The following is a 19,033-nucleotide window of genomic DNA, read 5'->3' as shown; positions in this document are numbered from 1 at the left end:
TGTGTAACGGTTCTGCGTTCGATTATATCGCTAGAATAGCCAGTGAATGCAATGCTTTTCGGTAGGCTTGTCTGTTTGAGTCTGACTTTGAATCAAGCTGACCAAATTCACCTCTTACAATAAGTCCTTCGATAAAAGTCATAACCGATTCACTGCGTAATTCGAGTATTGCAGTGTCGACTTCTTCATTACCTCTTAACACATCACGAATGCTATTTTTGAGCCAAACCTTGTGCTGTCGCGAGAGCATCGCAATGTCATCTTCAGACTCTTTAAATTCAGCCAGCGCGTGCATGAACATACAGCCTTTAAAGTCAGGTTGTTCAAACCATGCAAGGTGCCAATCTAACAGCGCATCGAGTTGGTTTTGTAATCCAGAAGTTGATGATAGTGCCGCTTCTAAACTCGATTCAAAACGCTGGTGACGCCTTTCCAACACAGCTTCAATCAACTTAGTTTTTGACCCAAAGTGACGGTACATCGATGTCTTAGAAACCTCGGCCTCATCTCGGATCCTATCTACACCAACGGCGGTATACCCAAATTGGTTAAACAAAGATTCGGCTACATCCAAGATCAGTTCTTTCTTACTCATGCCTATTACTCTTTCAAATCGGGAAAAATTTGATGCTGCTAAATTTACAGCGACTAAATTACCTGTTGTCAACAGTGTACAGATCTGTATTATTCAGCTCAATAGGTACAGATCTGTACACTTTGTATTTTTAATCTTGAAAGAGGTCAGTCGCGATGATGAAAAAACTAATCGGCGGGGGTGAACTTCCACCACGGGCAACGCTCAGTCAGTTAATAAGGGGATTTGTTGGTGGCACGGTAGGCATCTTGTTTTTATGTTTACTCGCAGAGCAATCTGAAATTCCTTGGTTGATGGCACCTTTTGGCGCGACTTGCGTTCTCTTGTTTGCCGTTCCAACATCACCTCTCGCTCAACCAAGGAACATCATCGCTGGTCATTTTATCTCTGCCGCGGTTGGGTTGATCGCACTTTATGGGTTTGGTGATTCTTATTTAGTAATGGCGATGGCGGTAGGCTCGGCAATCATGTTGATGCAATATTTCCGCGCTGTTCACCCGCCAGCAGGAGCTAACCCAATCGTCATCGCGTTAGCTGGCACATCGGCTGTGGATTGGACTTTCCTATTTACCCCAGTTTTGATTGGTAGCATCGCATTAGTTTGTGTAGGAGCGATGCTCAATAACACGTCAGCACAGCAAAAGTGGCCGCTATATTGGGTAGGGAAATCTTAAATCAATGTTAGAACTGGCCATTCCTATCAGACATTAAACAAATTAGCGTTGACCACTAAAAGAAATAAGCCTACTATTAATCGTCTTTTAACGATTAGCGTAAAGTGAGCCACTTAAGTATGACTACAACATGCCAAGTAACAGAAAGCTGTTCTCTTCCTCTTCCGCCAAGTAATGCCGAAGCAGAAAAAGAGATGGCTGCGTTAGCAAAAGCACTCGCGCATCCAGCGAGAATTCGCATACTTAGTATTTTATCCGCTTTAGAAAAGTCTGGCGGCTGCTTGAACAGTGATCTAGTTAGCGAATTAGGTTTAGCGCAATCAACTGTATCAGAGCACCTAAGAATCTTGAAAACCTCAGGTTTCATCACTGCTGAATCGATACCACCGAAGATGTGCTACCGCATTAATCGAGATAAGATTCAGCAATTTGAGACGCTAATCGATACCATTCTAAAATAGATTCATCGCGCTTAGTTTGTCGAATACAGAACAAACTAAGCGTATTTTTTTGTTTTTTAATATCGCTTTTCGACGATTAACGATATCAACTAAAGAGAAAATATCATGAAACCAAAGTTAGGTTTTCTAGATCGCTACTTAACACTGTGGATCTTTATTGCGATGGGGCTTGGTGTTCTGCTTGGCACCTTGTTCCCACAGATCGAACAGTGGAATGAATCGATGTCGGTTGGTACTACCAACATTCCACTTGCGATTGGCCTTATCTTAATGATGTACCCACCTCTGGCTAAGGTTGACTACAACCTGTTAGGCACCGTGGTCAAAGATAAGAAAGCCATCAAGCTATCTTTAATCATGAACTGGTTAGTTGGCCCAATTCTAATGTTCGTGCTGGCACTGACGTTCTTGGGTGACCACCCTGGTTACATGGTGGGTGTCATTCTGATTGGTCTTGCTCGCTGTGTGGCGATGGTTCTGGTTTGGAACGATATCGGCGGCGGTAACAAAGAGTACGGCGCAGCATTGGTTGCATTGAATAGCGCATTCCAAGTGGTGAGCTACAGCTTTATGGCGTGGTTATTCATCAGCGTTCTACCACCTGTATTCGGTTACGAAGGCATGATGGTTGATATCTCGATGATCGATATTGCACACAGTGTACTTATCTACCTAGGTATCCCATTCCTAGCGGGCTTCTTAAGCCGCAAAATCCTTGTGTCGATGAAAGGCGAGCAATGGTACAACGATGTGTTTATTCCACGCACCTCTCCAATCACACTGATTGCACTACTAGCCACTATCGTTCTAATGTTCAGCCTAAAAGGCGAGATGATTGTAGAACTGCCAATGGACGTATTGCTGATTGCGGTTCCACTGACTATCTACTTCACAGCGATGTTCTTCATCAGCTTCTTCATTGGTAAGAAGATGGGTATTGAATACGACAAGAACGCATCAATTGCATTCACAGCGACAGGTAACAACTTTGAGTTAGCCATTGCCGTAGCAATCTCTGTATTCGGTATCAACTCAGACCAAGCGTTTGCAGGCGTTATCGGTCCACTGATTGAAGTACCAGTACTGATTTACCTAGTGAACGTTGCGCTTAAGATGAAAGACAAGTACTACAACGGTCAAACCGTTAAAGCTAGCATCTAGCATCTAGCACTAACAAAAAACTGCATCACATAAAACAGAAAGGCTCACACGTTAAACGGTGAGCCTTTTCTTTATTCAGTTTCGTCCAGTTTACGTTTCGTCCAATAAGCCTTTCAGGGCCTGTTCAAGCCAAAGTAATGCAGGACCTTTCGAGCGTGTTTTAGACAAAACAAGATCAACGGGTGGCGACCATGTTTTGTGATCGAATGAGACATTAATCTCTACTAAACGTTGCTTATCCAACTCCTCTTCGACAAGGTGTTTGGGTAAATAAGCCCAACCAATATCACTGCCGAGCACCACCTCTTTGATAACAATAAAGCTGTTTGACCACCATACCTTTCCGGCAATCAGCGGAAACTGATCCATCACCTTACCTTTGTCTCCCCTCAACATTAACTGACGATGCGGAAGTAAGTCAGAGAGTTTCGCAACACCTGTTTTTGCGAGCGCATGACTTGGGTGACACACAGCAATAAACGGTAAGTGACCGATAAAACATGGCTCAGATCCGACGTCAAAAGCCAAGTTGGTAAACATTAATCCAATGTCAGCCCTCTCTTCGATAATCAACGGATTAACCTCTGTTGTGGTACACGCCACCAGTTCAACTTCAGTCGCAGGGAACTGTTTACTAAACTCACTTAGGATTTTAGATAGGTTCGGGACCAATAATGAATCATCTAATGCAATTTTAATGAGTCCTTCTTCACCGCTCCCCATCGCATTAACCGTCACATTCAGGTCTTCAACCTGAAGCACGATTGCTTTGACCTGTTTAAATAACTGCTCGCCCGCTTTGGTTAGTGAGGGCTTTCGAGTCGAACGATCAAAAAGCTTAACATTAAAATCTATTTCAAGATTACTGATGCCTTGGCTCACCGCCGATTGCACTTTTCCAAGTTGGCGAGCACTTGCAGAAAATGACCCTAATTCAACGGCATACACAAACATTTTTAGCTGTTCAATGTTGTACATTCGGTATCTCCCAACACTTGCTATCACCATATTTGATGATAACTATCTTTATATTATCACTTAAATAGATATTATCTAAACAAGTCATTAGCTCATAGAGGCTAGAAAATATAAAGAGAGTAAAAGATGTCACATAAAGAACGCATGTTACACATGGTGCTATTTGAATTAGCAGCTTTGATTTTGATGGCAGGGCTTGCAACTTACATAACTGGGGATGGCGCGGGGAAAATGGCAGGATTGGCACTCGCTATGTCTTTAATCGCAATGGCTTGGAACTATGTTTACAACTACGGCTACGACAAGGTATTCGGAGCAGACCGCAGTAAACGAACCAAGAAAACACGCGTACTACATGGACTAGGTTTCGAACTTGGCTTGATGACAGTAACTCTACCTGTCTTGATGTGGGTCCTGCAGCTCAATTTCTTAACTGTACTGATCATGGACATTGGCCTAGTGGTTTTCTTCGTGTTGTATGCAATTGGCTTTAACTGGGTGTATGACTCGGTTCGGGATTACTTTGTCGCTCAAGGAAAAGTCCGTGCACTAAGTTAATCAACCATTCGATCGCTCATGCTTAGTTCTTGAATGCTCAAGTGATTAACTGCTTAATGCTTAATGCTTAGAAAAGAAAACCAAAAAAACGAACTACCAAACCACATCGGGTTTGGTAGTTTATTCATTTAGACAATATCACCTTGTTTGTTAACGCTTTTCTAACATATTGAGAACGCTACAAAGTCCACAAAATTTCAGTTTAATAATCCACCATCCACGAAGTACCGTCACAAATCCCAACAGAAGGCTCCTCGTACCAGTTGTGCATTCACTTACATACAGGTAGTTTTAGCGACCACGGAACATATCAATTCAAGCAATGACGTTCATGCGAGCTTCTTTTTCGAACAAAAGTGTTCGGATTAACATTTCAAGTGACTTTAATTAACAAATTTATGCTCAAACGCTCACTTTTAATGTTCGTTTGTTTTCGAGTTCGCAAATATATGCACAATGCACGTGCTAGATAAGCAAAAACTAACAAGGACTCGAACATGACAACAAACAAACACCCTTCTTTATTCGGGCAATGCCTAGCCGAATTTATCGGTACAGGCTTGCTCATATTCTTTGGCGTTGGCTGTGTGGCGGCACTGGTATTAACTGGTGCAACATTCGGACAATGGGAAGTCAGCATTATTTGGGGCTTCGGCGTAGCAATCGCCATTTACTGTACAGCTGGCGTTTCTGGCGCTCATATCAACCCTGCAGTGACTATTGCCTTAGCAATGTTCCACGGTTTTGATAAAGCGAAAGTTGTGCCTTACATCATTTCTCAGCTACTTGGTGCATTCTGCTCTGCGGCATTGGTTTACAGCCTGTACAGTAACCTATTCACCGACTACGAAATTGCACACAACTTCGTACGTAGCAGCCAAGATGCACTATCAACAGCCGGTATTTTCTCAACATACCCACATGCTTCACTTTCTTTCTTTGGCGCTTTTGCTGTGGAATTTGTGATTACTGCTGTTTTGATGTTCGCTATCTTAGCGTTAGGTGATGAGAACAACGGCGCATCACGCGGCGCAATGAACCCTCTACTAATTGGTGTACTGATCGCGGTTATCGGTGGTTCTTTAGGTCCACTAACTGGTTTTGCAATGAACCCTGCTCGTGACTTTGGACCAAAACTGTTTGCTTACTTTGCAGGCTGGGATTTCGCACTAACAGGTGCTCGTGATATCCCTTACTTCATCGTACCAATCCTTGCTCCAATTGCTGGTGCCTGTTTTGGTGGTTGGTTATACCCACGAGTTATCGGTGCTTACCTGCCAATTGAAGGCCAAGGCTGCACCATTCCAAACCAATGTGATACAGAAGAAGCTGAACAAGCTCAAGCTTAATCCCTAAGCGCCCCTACATTTACTAAAATATAAATAACAAGACAAAAAGGATTCTTACCATGACCGAGCAAAAATACATTGTTGCCCTAGACCAAGGCACCACAAGTTCTCGCGCTGTAATCCTCGATCACGATGCAAACATCGTTAGCTCTTCTCAAAGAGAATTCACTCAGATTTACCCGAAAGCGGGTTGGGTTGAACACGATCCAATGGAAATCTGGGCAACTCAAAGCTCTACATTGGTTGAAGCACTTGCTAAAGCCGGCATCCGCAGCGATGAGCTAGCGGGTATTGGTATCACTAACCAACGTGAAACCACCATTGTTTGGAACAAAGAAACAGGCAAACCGGTTTATAACGCAATCGTATGGCAGTGTCGCCGTACAGCAGACATCTGTGAAGACCTAAAAGCGCGTGGCCTAGAAGACTACGTACGTGACAATACTGGCTTAGTCCTTGACCCGTATTTCTCAGGTACAAAAGTAAAATGGATTCTAGACAACGTTGAAGGCGCTCGCGAAGACGCTGAAGCTGGCAAACTACTGTTTGGTACGGTTGATACTTGGTTGGTTTGGAAGATGACTCAAGGACGTGTTCACGTTACGGATTACACCAATGCGTCACGTACTATGTTATTTAACATCAACGACCTATGCTGGGATAACAAACTGCTAGACGAAATGGGTATTCCAGCGTCAATGATGCCTGAAGTAAAACGTTCTTCAGAAGTTTACGGCCAAACGAACCTTGGTGGTAAAGGTGGTACTCGTATTCCAATCGCAGGTATTGCAGGCGACCAACAAGCCGCTCTTTACGGTCAAATGTGTGTAGAAGCAGGCCAAGCTAAGAACACTTACGGCACAGGTTGTTTCCTTCTAATGAACACCGGCCAAGAGAAAGTCACATCTAAGAACGGCCTGTTAACAACACTAGCATGTGGCCCTAACGGCGAACCAGCTTACGCACTTGAAGGTGCGGTATTTATGGGCGGCGCATCAATCCAATGGCTACGTGATGAAATGAAGCTACTGGCTGGCGCAGAAGATTCTGAGTACTTTGCAACGAAAGTAGACTCGTCAAATGGTGTGTATGTTGTTCCTGCCTTTACTGGTCTTGGCGCGCCATACTGGGACGCTTATGCTCGTGGTACGATTGTTGGCCTGACTCGTGGTGTGAACTCGAACCACATCATTCGTGCAACGCTGGAAGGCATTGCTTACCAAACTCGCGACGTATTAGACGCAATGCAAGCTGACTCTGGTATTAAGCTAGCCAACCTACGTGTTGATGGGGGCGCAGTAGCAAACAACTTCCTAATGCAATTCCAATCAGACGTATTGGATACTGAAGTTCACCGTCCTGAAGTAACAGAAGTAACGGCATTGGGTGCTGCTTACCTTGCGGGTCTAGCGGTTGGTTTCTGGGGCAGTATTGATGAGCTTCAAGATAAAGCCGTACTAAACCGTACGTTTATGCCACATCACGACGAAGAAAAACGCAACCGCCGTTACAAAGGTTGGAAACGCGCAATCAAGTGTGCGCAAGTTTGGTCTGAGCTTCACAATGAAGACGAAGGTGAAGACTAGTCCAAATGCCCAGACTAAAACTAAGATACGAATAAACCGGTTATTCGAGTCTCAGTGAACGAAACCAAAAAGAGCACAATCTTGTGCTCTTTTTTGCGTTTCAGTGGTTATTTCTACATTTTGAGCTTCGTTTTTGCGGTTTAGACATGATTCCTTACCATCATTACTTCTCTCTGAGTATCAATTCGAGCACAATAGCGCGAGGTGATATTTAGAATTAAGTGCGCTAAAACACAGCAGCGTGCAGGGAGTGGTAAGTAAAGTGAAGCAAATACCAAGACACCAGCAGATAGTCGACCTGGTTAAAACACAAGGGTATGTGAGTACCGAAGAGTTGGTAGAGAAGTTTGATGTAAGTCCTCAAACCATCAGACGTGACCTAAATGAGCTCGCTGACAGCAACAAAATTCGTCGCTATCATGGCGGTGCAACCATTCCTTTAAGCTCAGAAAACACCTCTTACAACACGCGTAAAGCACTTAACTTTAACGAAAAAGACGTAATTGCGGATGAATTGGTTAAGCACATTCCAGATGGCGCAACTCTATTCGTCGATATCGGAACTACACCAGAATCCGTTGCCCGAGCACTTAACAAAAACCACAAACAGTTACGAGTCGTGACCAACAACATCAATGTAGCAAGTATCCTTCTGCCGAACCCTGAGATTAAGGTTATCTTGGCGGGTGGCGAAGTACGAAACCGCGATGGTGGTATTGTCGGTGAAGCGACACTCGATTTTGTAAAGCAGTTCCGTCTCGACTTCGGTATCTTGGGAATCAGCGGCATCGACTTTGATGGTTCACTGCTTGACTTTGATTATCATGAAGTTCGCGTAAAACAAGCGATTATCGATAATAGCCGCAGTATTTTCTTAGCGGTCGATCACAGTAAATTTGGCCGTAACGCGATGGTTAAGCTTGGTAACATATCTCAAGCGCACATGGTATTTACCAACAAGCAACCACCAGAAGAGATTCTCAACATCCTTAAAGACTCTGCAATACCATTAGAAGTGATCGATACCGCTCGTCCTATGAGCGTATAAATCAAAAAATAACTCAGTGACGCCACTTTCTTAAATGAATCACGATTCTTTATAGAAAAGTTAATAAAGTAAAACTTGCTCGTTGTCACTGTCGCTTCTATGCTCGAATTAGACTTATTTGAACCTCTGCTTTCATAAGCAGAGGTTTTTTTATGCACAAATCACATAAAACGCTCATAAACGAAAATAATAAATGACCGCAAACGAAAGTTAATATAGGATTCAATTATGTTCTAAAATGCTCGTTCGCTCAGCAAGAGGTCAAAATCATGAGTGCTCAACAAAATAATTCAAAAAATAGTACATCTTCCACTTTAGACTTGATCGTGATCGGCGGCGGCATCAATGGTGCGGGCATCGCGGCAGATGCGGCAGGTCGAGGTCTTAACGTTGGTTTATACGAGGCGAATGATTTTGCTTCTGCTACGTCATCGGCGAGCTCAAAGCTAATTCACGGTGGCTTGCGTTACCTTGAACATTACGAGTTTCGTTTGGTTTCGGAAGCACTTGCTGAGCGTGAAGTTCTGCTAAGAAAAGCACCTCACGTTGCACAACCAATGCGCTTCCGTTTACCTCATCGACCATTTTTGCGCCCAGCTTGGATGATTCGCTGTGGCCTATTCCTTTACGATAACTTGGGTAAACGCACCACGCTTCCAGGAAGTAAGACAGTCAACTTAGCAAAATCAGGTCTATTGAAACCAGAAATGAAGACGGGCTTCGAATACTCAGATTGTTGGGTTGATGATGCGCGTATGGTATTGCTCAACGTTCTAGCGGCTAAAGAGAATAACGCAGAAGTGCGTAACTATTGCCGAGTTGAAAAAGCGCATCGTGAAGGTGGAATCTGGCATGTAACGATCCACGACGTAATGACGGATCAACGTTTCGAGCGCAAAGCGAAAGCGCTAGTGAACGCTGCCGGCCCTTGGGTTAAGCAATTCTTTGATGACGGGCTAAAACAGGCTTCTCCTCGAAATATTCGTTTGATTAAAGGCTCGCACATTGTCGTGCCACGCATTCATGACGAACCACAAGCCTACATTCTGCAGAACAAAGATAATCGCATTGTGTTTATGATCCCTTACCTAGATAAGTTCTCGATCATTGGCACTACCGATCTTGAGTACAAAGGCGACCCACGTAAAGTAGAGATTAACGATGAAGAAGTGGATTACCTAATTGATATTGTTAACCAGCACTTCGTACAACAGTTAGCGCGTGAAGATGTAGTTTGGACTTACAGTGGCGTAAGACCGCTTTGTGATGATGAATCGGATTCACCACAAGCGATCACTCGTGACTACACACTGGAATTAGATGCCGAGCTAGACCAAGCGCCACTACTTTCGATCTTCGGCGGCAAACTAACCACCTACCGTAAGCTAGGTGAAGCGGCGCTTAAGAAACTCAACCCTTACCTAACCAACATGGGCGCTCCGTGGACGGCTAACGATACCCTGCCAGGTGGTAACTTCAGCTGCAGCAGAGAACAGCTCGCTAAGATGATCCACACCAAGTACCCTTGGATATCAGAAGCACTGTTACTACGTTATGTGACTCAATTTGGTACTTACACTTGGAAGCTGCTGGAAGGTGCAACGAGCGAAGCTGATCTTGGTATCCAATTCTCAAGCGAAGCACACGGCGTTTATCAAGCTGAGATCGATTACTTGATCAATGAAGAGATGGCACTAACAGACGAAGACATTTTATGGCGCAGAACCAAGCTTGGTCTGTACTTAAGTGAAACAGAGCAGCATGCAGTTTCTAGCTACTTAAAAGAGAACCTTGAAAGCACTGTGGTGAACTTTTCTCAAGTCGGTTAGTTCTTCTAGCAAAACCATCTGCTCCTGAATATAAATAATGACAAAGCTTAGCGCTCCCCACGCTAAGCTTTTTTATTGTCTACTATTCCGATCTAAGAGCTCGATCAGATAAACCTCTCGATTGATCGTCTCCTTCACACTGACTGAGGCTTTGTTCATTCCCCTATTTTCAACAAAAACTAAATAGTGTTTTATTAATCTGCTGGATTATCAACTTTACAAAAGGTTGCTATTCTTTATCTCAACGAAACATTCAAAAACGCTCGCGATGTCAGCGCTTTAATAAGGAATCTATTCCATGCAAAAAGTTATCCTGATCACTGGCTCTACTGATGGTATCGGCTTCGAAACTGCAAAAGTACTCGTTCAACAAGGCCACCACGTTTTATTGCATGGACGTAACCCAAGCAAACTCAAAAACGTTGAGCAACAGCTTGTGGCGCTCTCGACTGAAGCGAAAATTCAAAGCTACGTAGCAGACTTATCGGTTCTGGCAGAGGTCGATACGTTGGCCGACGAAGTGATTGCTGAGCACGATAAGATTGATGTACTGATTAACAACGCTGGCGTGTTCAATACTCCGAACCCAATAACTAAAGACGGGTTAGATGTTCGTTTTGCAGTGAATACGGTTTCGCCTTATCACCTAACCAAACGTCTATTGCCATTGCTCGGTTCATCTAGCCGAGTGGTGAACCTATCTTCAGCGGCACAAGCGGCAGTAAGTATTGAAGCTCTCGAAGGGAAAAAAACGCTTTCTGATGGTGATGCTTACGCACAAAGCAAACTGGCGATCACCATGTGGACTCGTAAAATGGCAAAAGAATTAGGTTCAACAGGGCCGATGGTTGTTGCAGTAAACCCGGCTTCCTTATTAGGCAGCAAGATGGTGAAAGATGCGTACGGCATTGCAGGCGGCGACCTAAGCATTGGCTCTGATATTCTAGTTCGCGCCTCATTGTCTGACGAGTTCGCACAAGCTGGCGGTCAATACTTCGATAACGACAACAATACCTTTGCTAACCCACACCCAGATGCAATTTATGGTGATAAATCACAGCAAGTTGTCGCTAAAATTGATGAGATCATCGCGGCTACGCTTTCTTAATGACAGCTACGCTCAATTGATTTTCTGATTCTAAGCAAAAAGCCCTGTTTTTCTAATGCATTAGTTTAGAAACACAGGGCTTTTTCTCTAAATCTATCTGACTCTACTTTTGTTCCCAATATGGCGGGTTACCATAATACTCAGAGAAATAATCAATGAAGGCTCTCACCTTTGGTGCAATCAACCTTGAACTTGGGTACACCGCCCAAATCGCAGGTTCTGACGTTAAAGAGTAGTCTTCCAATATTTTAATCAATTGACCGTTTTTCAGTTGCTCATACGCACACCAATTTGATGTCACCGTGATACCCAACCCACCAATAGCAGCATCACGCAGGGCTTCTCCATTATCAGCCCTGAGCGATCCAGATGCCTTAATCGTTTTAGGCCCGTTTTCGGTATTGAAGGTCCAGTTTTCTAAGCCAATCAAACTAATACACTGGTGGTCATTAAGATCTTGAGGCTTGGCAGGATTGCCGTATTTGATTAGATAATCTGGCGATGCGCACACAACACGTTTGTCTCTTGCGAGCTTTCGAGCAATGAGTGTCGAATCTTTCAGTTCAGAGATGCGAATCGCGATATCGAAACCACCTTCCACAAGATCGACCATGGAGTCTGACAGTCTCAAATCGACTTTTAGACCAGGGTAACGATCGAGAAATCCAGGCAATGCAGGAACAAGATGCAAACGCCCAAAAGACGCAGAGGCCGTAACGCGCAATGTTCCGATTGGTGAATCACAGCCCACACCGACTGCCGACTTGGCAGCATCAACACTCGATAACACCTCTTCAGCGTGAGGTAAAAACGCTTCACCTTCTTCTGTTAAAGACACCTTACGAGTCGTTCGGTGTACCAGGCGAACACCTAAATTATCTTCAAGTTTACTGATGTGCGAACTAGCAACCGCAGGAGACAAACCAAGCTCCTGGCCAGCCATACTGATGTTATGTGTGGAAGCTAAACGAACAAATAACTTAAGGTGTTCAATATTCATATGATTACCAATAAAATCTTAAAAATCCTTTGTTAATAGACCACATTACTTGCCAAAAACATAGCAATGTAATATTTATGAACGTTTCATTTTGGCCATATTATTGAACTAAAAAAACTCCCGAAGGAGTTTAACAATTTTAAAACGATGTTATCTCGATCAACTAAGCTACTAAGCTACTAAGCTACTAAGCGAGCATGCAGCGCGTCTTTAAGTACAGAACGATCATGTTTTAGCTGGTGCATCGAACCGTCATCAATGGGTGAATCTTTCAGCTCAAGCTTACGAATCTCTTTATCAAGGTTGTCGTATGTCTTCATATCTTCAGCAAATCCATCGTCAGTTTTAACAAGCTCAGCAATTTTATCTTTCATTTCAGGAAATTCGTGAACAAGAGAATGATTTTCACCTAGCATAGAAACCTCTTAAGTTGAGTAAAGTGATTGGTATTAAAAACATTTCATTATTAACCTTAGCAAGTGGTTTAAATAACAAATGAGATCCAGTACACAGCATAGAATATAGACAATTCTGATTCAAAAATGTACAGCACCCATCCACAAAACAGATGGATTAGTTTTGAATAAAAGAAAACCTCACGTAATCGTAAGGCTTTAAAGAGGTCTTTCTAATAAGTGGATAGCTAAAGAGGTGTTTCCAAAAAGGAGCTAGCTACTACACCCTCTCGTATCTATTTTATTCATGTGATCATGTGATGATGTGTCAGAGCCCGTCGATTGGCATCCTGCCACGAATAACAGCGTCACAGATAAGATAAGCCATTTCATAATAAATCCTCTTTTGTTCATGACTGAAGCATAGTGCTTATTAGCTTAGATACCTCAGCCATTAACTAAAGTCTTACGCATAAATAAAGCCTTGGTTAATGAACAAAGTATCTTCTCATTAATTAACGACCTGCTTTTGTACAAAAAACTTTCACTCATCCGAATAAAAATTACACAAAAACGACAATAAAGGCTGCATTGAGGTCGAAACGAGGGTCTAAAAACTAGTTTCCAAGCGCTAAACGGACCGCTGCGTCTGCATGGACTGACGTGGTATCGAGCAAAGGAACATCAGTGTGTTGTTGCTGAATCAGCAGGGCGATTTCAGTACACCCTAGAATAACGGCCTCAGCACCTTGCTGGCTTAGCTTCTCTATAATTTGACGGTATACATCACGAGACTCTTCTTTTACTTCGCCTCGACACAACTCTTGGTAAATGATGTTGTGCACTTGTTCTCGGTCGCTTTCATCAGGAATCACAACACCGATACCGAATTTATTGACTAGGCGAGCTTTATAGAAATCTTGCTCCATTGTGAAAGCCGTACCTAATAACCCTACTTTTTTAACACCTTGTTCAAGCAGTATTTGCGCGGTGGTATCAGCGATATGAAGGATAGGAATAGTAATCTTTTCTTCTATCTCAGGTACGACCTTATGCATGGTATTGGTACAAATAAGGATAAAGTCCGCTCCGCCTTTCTCAACCGATAAAGCCGCGTCCGACAAGATGTTAGCCGTCTCTGACCAACGTCCTTGGTGTTGTAGCCTTTCGATTTCATCAAAGTTCACGCTGTACATGCAAATTTTTGCAGAGTTAAGGCCACCAAGATTGGCTTTAACACCTTCATTAATGGATTTATAGTAACTCATTGTCGACTCCCAACTCATTCCGCCGAGCAAACCGATCGTTTTCATATTCCTGTCCCTTTAGATTCCGACTAACCCGATTAAATCGTTATGCGTTGCAAATTTATAGTACGTTCTTGCTTAAAGCGAGCCCATAACACCTTACTCCTTTCAAACCATTCTTTCCAAACCATTGCTTTCAAACCGTTTATTCCAAAAACCTCCGTTCATAAAAAAGGCTCGAATTAAGAACCCGAGCCTTTGTTGCTTTTGACCAACCAAAGTTTTGGCGTTAGTACACCTCACACCAATCTGACTTCATATCGATCAGTGTCCAGTCATCTCTTGAGCTCGCTTCGTCTAATGCTTTGTCGAGTTGCCCAACATGAGACTCTCGGTCGTACTTCCACTCACGTTCGCCATCAGTGTGATGAACAATCATAGCCATTGAGTTTGGTTGGCTGGTTGCCCATTGCATCATCGCTTGATCTCCGTCTGAGTTCCCGACAGCTAGAATAGGCTTTTTACCTATAATATGCTGAATATTCGATACTTTTCCAGCTTTGTCATCGATGGTCAAAATGGAAGAGTCTTTAGTGACCGTCGGTTTACCATCGTTATAGTTGTAATTGTATTTAAGCGCGCTGCCGATAATCTGTTCAGAAGGAATGTTGTAAGCCTGAGGAGCCCATGCTCTCATAAAATCAACGCCTCCTCCCGATACAATGTAAGTTTTAAAGTCATGCTCTTGTAGGTAAATCAGCATCTCTTTCATTGGCTGGTAAGTCAGGTCTGTGTAAGCTTTATTGAAACGTGCATCTTTTGCTACCGCTAACCACTGCTCAACATCTTCTTGGTATTGCTCAACTGTCATGCCAGAATGTGTCGCTAAAATGATTTTGAGTAACCCTTCTTCACCACTGCCAAGAACGCTCTCAATATCCCCTTCTAGTACAAACTTAAACGGTACTTCCGTTTTCCATTCAGGATGCTCAGAAGCCAACTCTTTTACACGATCTAGTGCAAAGGCTAATTGGAAGTAGTAAGGCTGTTCTGACCAAAGCGTACCATCGTTATCGAACACAGCGATTCGATCTTCAATCGCCACAAACGCCTCGGACTCTGTTTGGGTGGCTTGCCCAACAAAATCTACGATAGCGGATTTGCTTTCACCATCCTTCCAAGAAGGCAGCAACAAAGGATCACAATCTTTAGCAAAAGATGAAAAGGAAAAGCTCGATAAAATCACAACTGACAAAAGGGATATTTTCTTCATAGCAACTACCATGTTGTTGAATTGATTATAGGGTTCACTTTCATTCATCCTAGTTTGTCTATCGCGATTTTCCACTTATGGATACTATAACCGATGTTTATGTTGCGATTTGAACAGCAGAAGTAATGCTTCAGCATTAAAATTTTCAGCTCACACAAGATTGCTTTGTGGTTTACCCCAACGACAAATCTCGTTATGGTGATTTGTCATATCATCATAAAACAAGGACTGCCTGAAAATTATGAACAGCACGATTGAGACCATTTTGGGGCACCGCTCCATTCGCCAGTACACGGGCCAACCAATAGAAAAGCAACAACTCGACATGATTGTTCAAGCAGGCCTTGCTGCATCGTCGTCGAGCTTACTACAGGCTGTTTCCATCATTAGAGTCACAGACAACGAGAAGCGCAAGCTGCTAGCGGAATACGCAGGTAACCAAGCTTACGTAGAAAATGCAGCCGAGTTTTTGGTGTTCTGTATCGACTATCAACGTCACGCTAAAATTAACCCTGAAGTGAAAACCGACTTTACTGAGCTGACTCTGATTGGTGCAGTCGACTCTGGCATCATGGCGCAAAACTGCATGTTGGCTGCAGAGTCTCTAGGTTTGGGTGGTGTATATATCGGTGGACTGCGTAACAGCGCACAACAAGTCGATGAACTGTTAGAACTACCACAACACACCGCCGTGTTGTTCGGGATGTGTTTAGGTCACCCGGCACAGCAACCAGAGGTTAAGCCTCGCCTTCCTGCTCACGTAGTAATGCACGAAAACCAATACCAACCGCTAAGCCTAGACGAAATTGCCAGCTACGATGATTCGATGCAGAGCTACTACGCAAGCCGTTCAAGTAACCAAAAGCAGAGCAGTTGGTCACAACAGATCACACAAAAGTTATCTGGTGAGTCTCGACCACACATCCTTCCTTACTTGAACAGTAAAGGACTGACCAAGCGATAAACTGCTCACACTCGATATTCAGAAAGCACAATAAAAAATGTCAGCGCAATATACGCTGACATTTTTTTGTTTATACGGTACTGGTTTTGCTACAGATATTTCTCAATCGGTAGCAATTGTAGAAAACCGGATTGCATTCTTTCCCACTTACCTGTCTCAGGTTCGCTGTCCCAACTTTGCTCACCGGAATACCAATACACATCACCGTCTTCCAGTTCTAGGCGCCAGCTATTATCTTCATTCATTGCTTGTTCAATGGTTTCTGCTAGTTTTTCGGCAATGACTTTATTTTCGATGATTAAAACCGATTCCGTGTTGAGATACGTAGAGCGCAAATTGAAGTTAAATGATCCAATGCTCGCAATACTACGGTCAAATACTACCGATTTAGCATGTAAGCCATAGGCCGTCTCCGGAGCACATTTAGACACATCTTGGGTAGATGCTTCACAAAGATTAGATTCTGGTTTTAGCTCAAACAGGTCGATACCATGATCTAACATGTCGTAGCGGCGACCCGCATAAGCAGAATGATTAGTCACCAGATCATTAGACGCCATAGAATTGGTAAGCGCCTTTATTTCAACGTTGTTGCTACTCAGAGATTGCCACTCATCAAGTTGTCCATCATCAAACACTAGGTAGGCAGACTCTAGCAAGATTTCGTGTTCAGACTTACGTGCTAGATCCGCAAGTAACACAGCCGTTGCTTTAGGTAAATTAGTATCATCTGAGTCGATAGGGACTGGGGGATCGTAAACAAAACGGGCATTGACCCAAGTCATTTGACTCAAGACACTTTTTAACAATTCAGTGCTCGATTTACCGTCTTCTGGCAATTTAGGGTAGTTCAGATAATGCGGAGCAGCGATGTCGTTCATCAATGAAATATCAGGCTGTTCTTCACCACCTAACATATCAACAGGGTAAGACCAACGGCTATTCCAATACTCAATAAAACTCGCTTGGATAGTGGTTACCACAGAGCCCATGACCATCACGTCGCGATCTCGAAAATTGATTTCGTCAGAGAGGTCAAAATATTCATCGCCGATATTACGCCCACCAACGACAGACAAAGTGCTATCTACAGTAAACGACTTGTTATGCATGCGACGGTTTAACCGAGAAAAGTCCCCCAAAAAACTCAACCATTTGCTGAAGCCACGACGTGTTGGCGTTGGATTAAAGATGCGAATCTCAATGTTAGGATGCGCATCCAATGCCGATAACAAACCTTCACGTTCATTGAGGTTAATATCATCAAGCATCACTCGAACTTTAACACCACGGTCAGCAGCGGCTAACAAACGACTGGCTAGGTAGCTACCCGATTCATCAGAATTCCAAATGTAGTATTGAATATCGATGGTATGTTCAGCCGATTCAACCAGTGCCAATCGCTGAGCTAGCGCATCCCAGCCAGATTCTTGTAAGCTAACGGCCGTCGTTCCTTGCTCAACAGACTCAGGTTGATAATCCGCAGCTAAGACCGACAAGACACTGGATGAGGGGAAGGTTTGCGGTTCTGTTGGATGATCAATGCCTTCAGGGAGAGAAGAGCACCCACCTAGAATAGCAATTAAAATTAGGGTTAAACTAATGCGTTGGAGCACGGGCATGTATTGAACTTCCTTTCAACGATGGCTTTCAGGGTGCGCAGCCATTCCTATTTACCTATTGATTATTGCTGCTATTACCTGAAATTTATAGGTAATTATCAAGGATAAATTGAAAGCCCAGCAATTAAAGCAACAAATCACTTCAAATGAGTCAGCCCTAAACAGTATAAGCCTAGTGGTTTTTCGACCATTTCGACGGTAATTTCAGTTCTGTCTTGATTACAGTTCAGTGCTAAAGCGTAGCCATGCAAATAGTCCACTAGCAAATGGAGCGCATTTTCAGTTTGCTCTGAGGTCAGATTTAAAGGGTGTACTACTGCTTCAAAACGTTCGCTAAACACTTCTACAGGACCAAGAGGTTTCATTGTCAATAAGGTTTCTAACAACCCTCGATACTCATTCAACACCGGAAACATTGTTCACGCTACATAACGTTTATCGTCCCTACACAAGCCTCCCCTAAAGTAGTACCCTTTATCATATTTCATCCTTAATGGTATCTGGATCTCATGAAGCTTTTAGTCGATCGAACAGGCGAACAATTTTTAGAAATTCTAAATGAATCTGGAGATACACTAACGGTTCAATTCATTAGCAACGAAGGTAATCGTAAGGGTAAGCCGTTCCAAGATAACTTAAGTGGATTATTCCTCACGGGGTGGAAGCCGCGCACCACTTCAACCGCCATCGGATTAGAACGCTTTAAGCAAGGCAAGCTTGAAGATCCCAAAGTGAGTTTCGCATTGCACCAACTCTATCCACTGGGTCGAGACGTAAAATTACCTTCCGGTGATATCGCTACAGTCGCAAGTTACGCCAATACTCATAGCGATGGTTACTATATGTTTGTGCGCCTCAACGATGAGTTAACACGACTCAAGATTACGCCCGATTGGGAACTGCAACCTTCCGCTCAAAGATTGGCTCTGCCATATTACCCAGCCCCAAGAACCAAGGAAGAGCTCGACAACATTGATGACTTTGATGCGTGGGCGGGCGGTTTTTAAACACTTTTTACCTACGCCTGGTAGCACATAACCCCAGGTTATTATCAATTTATTTTTGAAAATAATTCAAATGTGGCGCTGTTTATCGTTTCAAATATTCCTACTATTATTTATCCATCGATACAGACTGTAGCTCAATGAACAAAGAGTGGCGCTGTAAACACAGACAACTCACCAT

Annotated in this window: 19 protein-coding genes; 11 read left to right on the top strand and 8 right to left on the bottom strand. The window is 43.4% G+C overall.

Going from position 1 to position 19,033, the window contains the following annotated elements; translation table 11 throughout:
• Positions 1-22: 22 nt before the first annotated feature.
• Complete coding sequence (locus ACFI6G_RS04605) at positions 23-595, bottom strand: TetR/AcrR family transcriptional regulator (protein ID WP_016787401.1); 573 nt, start codon at positions 593-595, stop codon at positions 23-25.
• Between the two features lie 155 nt (positions 596-750).
• Between ACFI6G_RS04605 and ACFI6G_RS04600 the strand changes: the two genes are divergently transcribed.
• From ACFI6G_RS04600 to arsB, 3 genes are all read left to right on the top strand, one after another.
• Complete coding sequence (locus ACFI6G_RS04600; RefSeq protein WP_010431779.1) at positions 751-1,269, top strand: HPP family protein; 519 nt, start codon at positions 751-753, stop codon at positions 1,267-1,269.
• 119 nt (positions 1,270-1,388) lie between these two features.
• Positions 1,389-1,730 carry an ArsR/SmtB family transcription factor gene (locus tag ACFI6G_RS04595; protein ID WP_010431780.1) on the top strand — a complete coding sequence of 114 codons (342 nt, stop codon included), beginning with the start codon at positions 1,389-1,391 and terminating at the stop codon, positions 1,728-1,730.
• A gap of 105 nt (positions 1,731-1,835) precedes the next feature.
• Positions 1,836-2,891 (top strand): ACR3 family arsenite efflux transporter, encoded by a 1,056-nt coding sequence (gene arsB, locus ACFI6G_RS04590; RefSeq protein WP_462710153.1) that lies wholly within the window; start codon positions 1,836-1,838, stop codon positions 2,889-2,891.
• A gap of 90 nt (positions 2,892-2,981) precedes the next feature.
• On the opposite strand, the gene ACFI6G_RS04585 is transcribed toward arsB, so the two are convergent.
• Positions 2,982-3,869, bottom strand: coding sequence for a LysR family transcriptional regulator (locus ACFI6G_RS04585; protein ID WP_010431782.1), 888 nt, complete (start codon positions 3,867-3,869; stop codon positions 2,982-2,984).
• A 126-nt stretch (positions 3,870-3,995) separates the two neighbouring features.
• Between ACFI6G_RS04585 and ACFI6G_RS04580 the strand changes: the two genes are divergently transcribed.
• The 6 genes from ACFI6G_RS04580 (at position 3,996) to ACFI6G_RS04555 (ending at position 11,347) form a co-directional block, all read left to right on the top strand.
• Positions 3,996-4,427, top strand: a complete 432-nt coding sequence (locus tag ACFI6G_RS04580; RefSeq protein ID WP_010431783.1) for a PACE efflux transporter — start codon at positions 3,996-3,998, stop codon at positions 4,425-4,427.
• A gap of 497 nt (positions 4,428-4,924) precedes the next feature.
• On the top strand, positions 4,925-5,776 hold the full coding sequence (locus tag ACFI6G_RS04575) for an MIP/aquaporin family protein (RefSeq protein ID WP_010431784.1): 852 nt from the start codon (positions 4,925-4,927) through the stop codon (positions 5,774-5,776).
• A 59-nt stretch (positions 5,777-5,835) separates the two neighbouring features.
• On the top strand, positions 5,836-7,362 hold the full coding sequence (gene glpK, locus ACFI6G_RS04570) for a glycerol kinase GlpK (protein WP_010431785.1): 1,527 nt from the start codon (positions 5,836-5,838) through the stop codon (positions 7,360-7,362).
• A gap of 262 nt (positions 7,363-7,624) precedes the next feature.
• Positions 7,625-8,410, top strand: coding sequence for a DeoR/GlpR family transcriptional regulator (locus ACFI6G_RS04565; protein WP_010431787.1), 786 nt, complete (start codon positions 7,625-7,627; stop codon positions 8,408-8,410).
• Between the two features lie 269 nt (positions 8,411-8,679).
• A complete protein-coding gene (gene glpD, locus ACFI6G_RS04560; protein ID WP_016786363.1) occupies positions 8,680-10,239 on the top strand; it encodes a glycerol-3-phosphate dehydrogenase in 1,560 nt (519 codons plus the stop codon).
• A 298-nt stretch (positions 10,240-10,537) separates the two neighbouring features.
• Positions 10,538-11,347, top strand: a complete 810-nt coding sequence (locus ACFI6G_RS04555) for an SDR family NAD(P)-dependent oxidoreductase (protein WP_462710152.1) — start codon at positions 10,538-10,540, stop codon at positions 11,345-11,347.
• 103 nt (positions 11,348-11,450) lie between these two features.
• On the opposite strand, the gene ACFI6G_RS04550 is transcribed toward ACFI6G_RS04555, so the two are convergent.
• The 4 genes from ACFI6G_RS04550 to ACFI6G_RS04535 all read right to left on the bottom strand — a co-directional run bounded on the left by ACFI6G_RS04550 (position 11,451) and on the right by ACFI6G_RS04535 (position 15,262).
• The gene (locus ACFI6G_RS04550) at positions 11,451-12,347 is read right to left on the bottom strand and encodes a LysR family transcriptional regulator (RefSeq protein WP_010431794.1); all 897 of its coding nucleotides are present in this window, start codon (positions 12,345-12,347) and stop codon (positions 11,451-11,453) included.
• A gap of 179 nt (positions 12,348-12,526) precedes the next feature.
• Positions 12,527-12,763 carry a YdcH family protein gene (locus ACFI6G_RS04545; protein ID WP_010431796.1) on the bottom strand — a complete coding sequence of 79 codons (237 nt, stop codon included), beginning with the start codon at positions 12,761-12,763 and terminating at the stop codon, positions 12,527-12,529.
• 596 nt (positions 12,764-13,359) lie between these two features.
• Positions 13,360-14,055: an aspartate/glutamate racemase family protein gene (locus ACFI6G_RS04540; RefSeq protein WP_010431798.1), complete on the bottom strand. Its 696-nt coding sequence runs from the start codon at positions 14,053-14,055 to the stop codon at positions 13,360-13,362.
• A gap of 223 nt (positions 14,056-14,278) precedes the next feature.
• On the bottom strand, positions 14,279-15,262 hold the full coding sequence (locus ACFI6G_RS04535) for an HAD family hydrolase (protein WP_032545022.1): 984 nt from the start codon (positions 15,260-15,262) through the stop codon (positions 14,279-14,281).
• Positions 15,263-15,503: 241 nt separating this feature from the next.
• Between ACFI6G_RS04535 and nfsA the strand changes: the two genes are divergently transcribed.
• Positions 15,504-16,226, top strand: coding sequence for an oxygen-insensitive NADPH nitroreductase (gene nfsA, locus ACFI6G_RS04530; protein WP_010431802.1), 723 nt, complete (start codon positions 15,504-15,506; stop codon positions 16,224-16,226).
• Positions 16,227-16,315: 89 nt separating this feature from the next.
• On the opposite strand, the gene ACFI6G_RS04525 is transcribed toward nfsA, so the two are convergent.
• On the bottom strand, positions 16,316-17,848 hold the full coding sequence (locus tag ACFI6G_RS04525; protein ID WP_010431804.1) for a phospholipase D family protein: 1,533 nt from the start codon (positions 17,846-17,848) through the stop codon (positions 16,316-16,318).
• Positions 17,849-17,985: 137 nt separating this feature from the next.
• Positions 17,986-18,264 carry a transcriptional regulator gene (locus ACFI6G_RS04520; protein WP_462710151.1) on the bottom strand — a complete coding sequence of 93 codons (279 nt, stop codon included), beginning with the start codon at positions 18,262-18,264 and terminating at the stop codon, positions 17,986-17,988.
• Between the two features lie 93 nt (positions 18,265-18,357).
• On the opposite strand from ACFI6G_RS04520, the gene ACFI6G_RS04515 reads away from it, so the two are divergent.
• Positions 18,358-18,855, top strand: coding sequence for a hypothetical protein (locus ACFI6G_RS04515; protein ID WP_016767357.1), 498 nt, complete (start codon positions 18,358-18,360; stop codon positions 18,853-18,855).
• The last annotated feature ends 178 nt before the right edge of the window (positions 18,856-19,033 follow it).

The sequence above is a fragment of the Vibrio sp. PSi01 genome, assembly GCF_054960695.1.
The sequence above is the reverse complement of the archived record's forward strand: the minus strand, read 5'-3'. Positions and strand labels throughout refer to the sequence as shown.

What these genes read in the sequence shown, in the direction of transcription:
- glpK (WP_010431785.1), top strand. Translation starts at nt 5,836, where the DNA reads ATGACCGAGCAAAAATACATTGTTGCCCTAGACCAAGGCACCACAAGT.
- glpD (WP_016786363.1), top strand. Translation starts at nt 8,680, where the DNA reads ATGAGTGCTCAACAAAATAATTCAAAAAATAGTACATCTTCCACTTTA.
- ACFI6G_RS04515 (WP_016767357.1), top strand. Translation starts at nt 18,358, where the DNA reads ATGAAGCTTTTAGTCGATCGAACAGGCGAACAATTTTTAGAAATTCTA.
- ACFI6G_RS04555 (WP_462710152.1), top strand. Translation starts at nt 10,538, where the DNA reads ATGCAAAAAGTTATCCTGATCACTGGCTCTACTGATGGTATCGGCTTC.
- ACFI6G_RS04545 (WP_010431796.1), bottom strand. Translation starts at nt 12,763, where the DNA reads ATGCTAGGTGAAAATCATTCTCTTGTTCACGAATTTCCTGAAATGAAA.
- nfsA (WP_010431802.1), top strand. Translation starts at nt 15,504, where the DNA reads ATGAACAGCACGATTGAGACCATTTTGGGGCACCGCTCCATTCGCCAG.
- arsB (WP_462710153.1), top strand. Translation starts at nt 1,836, where the DNA reads ATGAAACCAAAGTTAGGTTTTCTAGATCGCTACTTAACACTGTGGATC.
- ACFI6G_RS04535 (WP_032545022.1), bottom strand. Translation starts at nt 15,262, where the DNA reads ATGAAGAAAATATCCCTTTTGTCAGTTGTGATTTTATCGAGCTTTTCC.
- ACFI6G_RS04585 (WP_010431782.1), bottom strand. Translation starts at nt 3,869, where the DNA reads ATGTACAACATTGAACAGCTAAAAATGTTTGTGTATGCCGTTGAATTA.
- ACFI6G_RS04525 (WP_010431804.1), bottom strand. Translation starts at nt 17,848, where the DNA reads ATGCCCGTGCTCCAACGCATTAGTTTAACCCTAATTTTAATTGCTATT.
- ACFI6G_RS04605 (WP_016787401.1), bottom strand. Translation starts at nt 595, where the DNA reads ATGAGTAAGAAAGAACTGATCTTGGATGTAGCCGAATCTTTGTTTAAC.
- ACFI6G_RS04600 (WP_010431779.1), top strand. Translation starts at nt 751, where the DNA reads ATGATGAAAAAACTAATCGGCGGGGGTGAACTTCCACCACGGGCAACG.
- ACFI6G_RS04575 (WP_010431784.1), top strand. Translation starts at nt 4,925, where the DNA reads ATGACAACAAACAAACACCCTTCTTTATTCGGGCAATGCCTAGCCGAA.
- ACFI6G_RS04550 (WP_010431794.1), bottom strand. Translation starts at nt 12,347, where the DNA reads ATGAATATTGAACACCTTAAGTTATTTGTTCGTTTAGCTTCCACACAT.
- ACFI6G_RS04540 (WP_010431798.1), bottom strand. Translation starts at nt 14,055, where the DNA reads ATGAAAACGATCGGTTTGCTCGGCGGAATGAGTTGGGAGTCGACAATG.
- ACFI6G_RS04520 (WP_462710151.1), bottom strand. Translation starts at nt 18,264, where the DNA reads ATGTTTCCGGTGTTGAATGAGTATCGAGGGTTGTTAGAAACCTTATTG.
- ACFI6G_RS04595 (WP_010431780.1), top strand. Translation starts at nt 1,389, where the DNA reads ATGACTACAACATGCCAAGTAACAGAAAGCTGTTCTCTTCCTCTTCCG.
- ACFI6G_RS04580 (WP_010431783.1), top strand. Translation starts at nt 3,996, where the DNA reads ATGTCACATAAAGAACGCATGTTACACATGGTGCTATTTGAATTAGCA.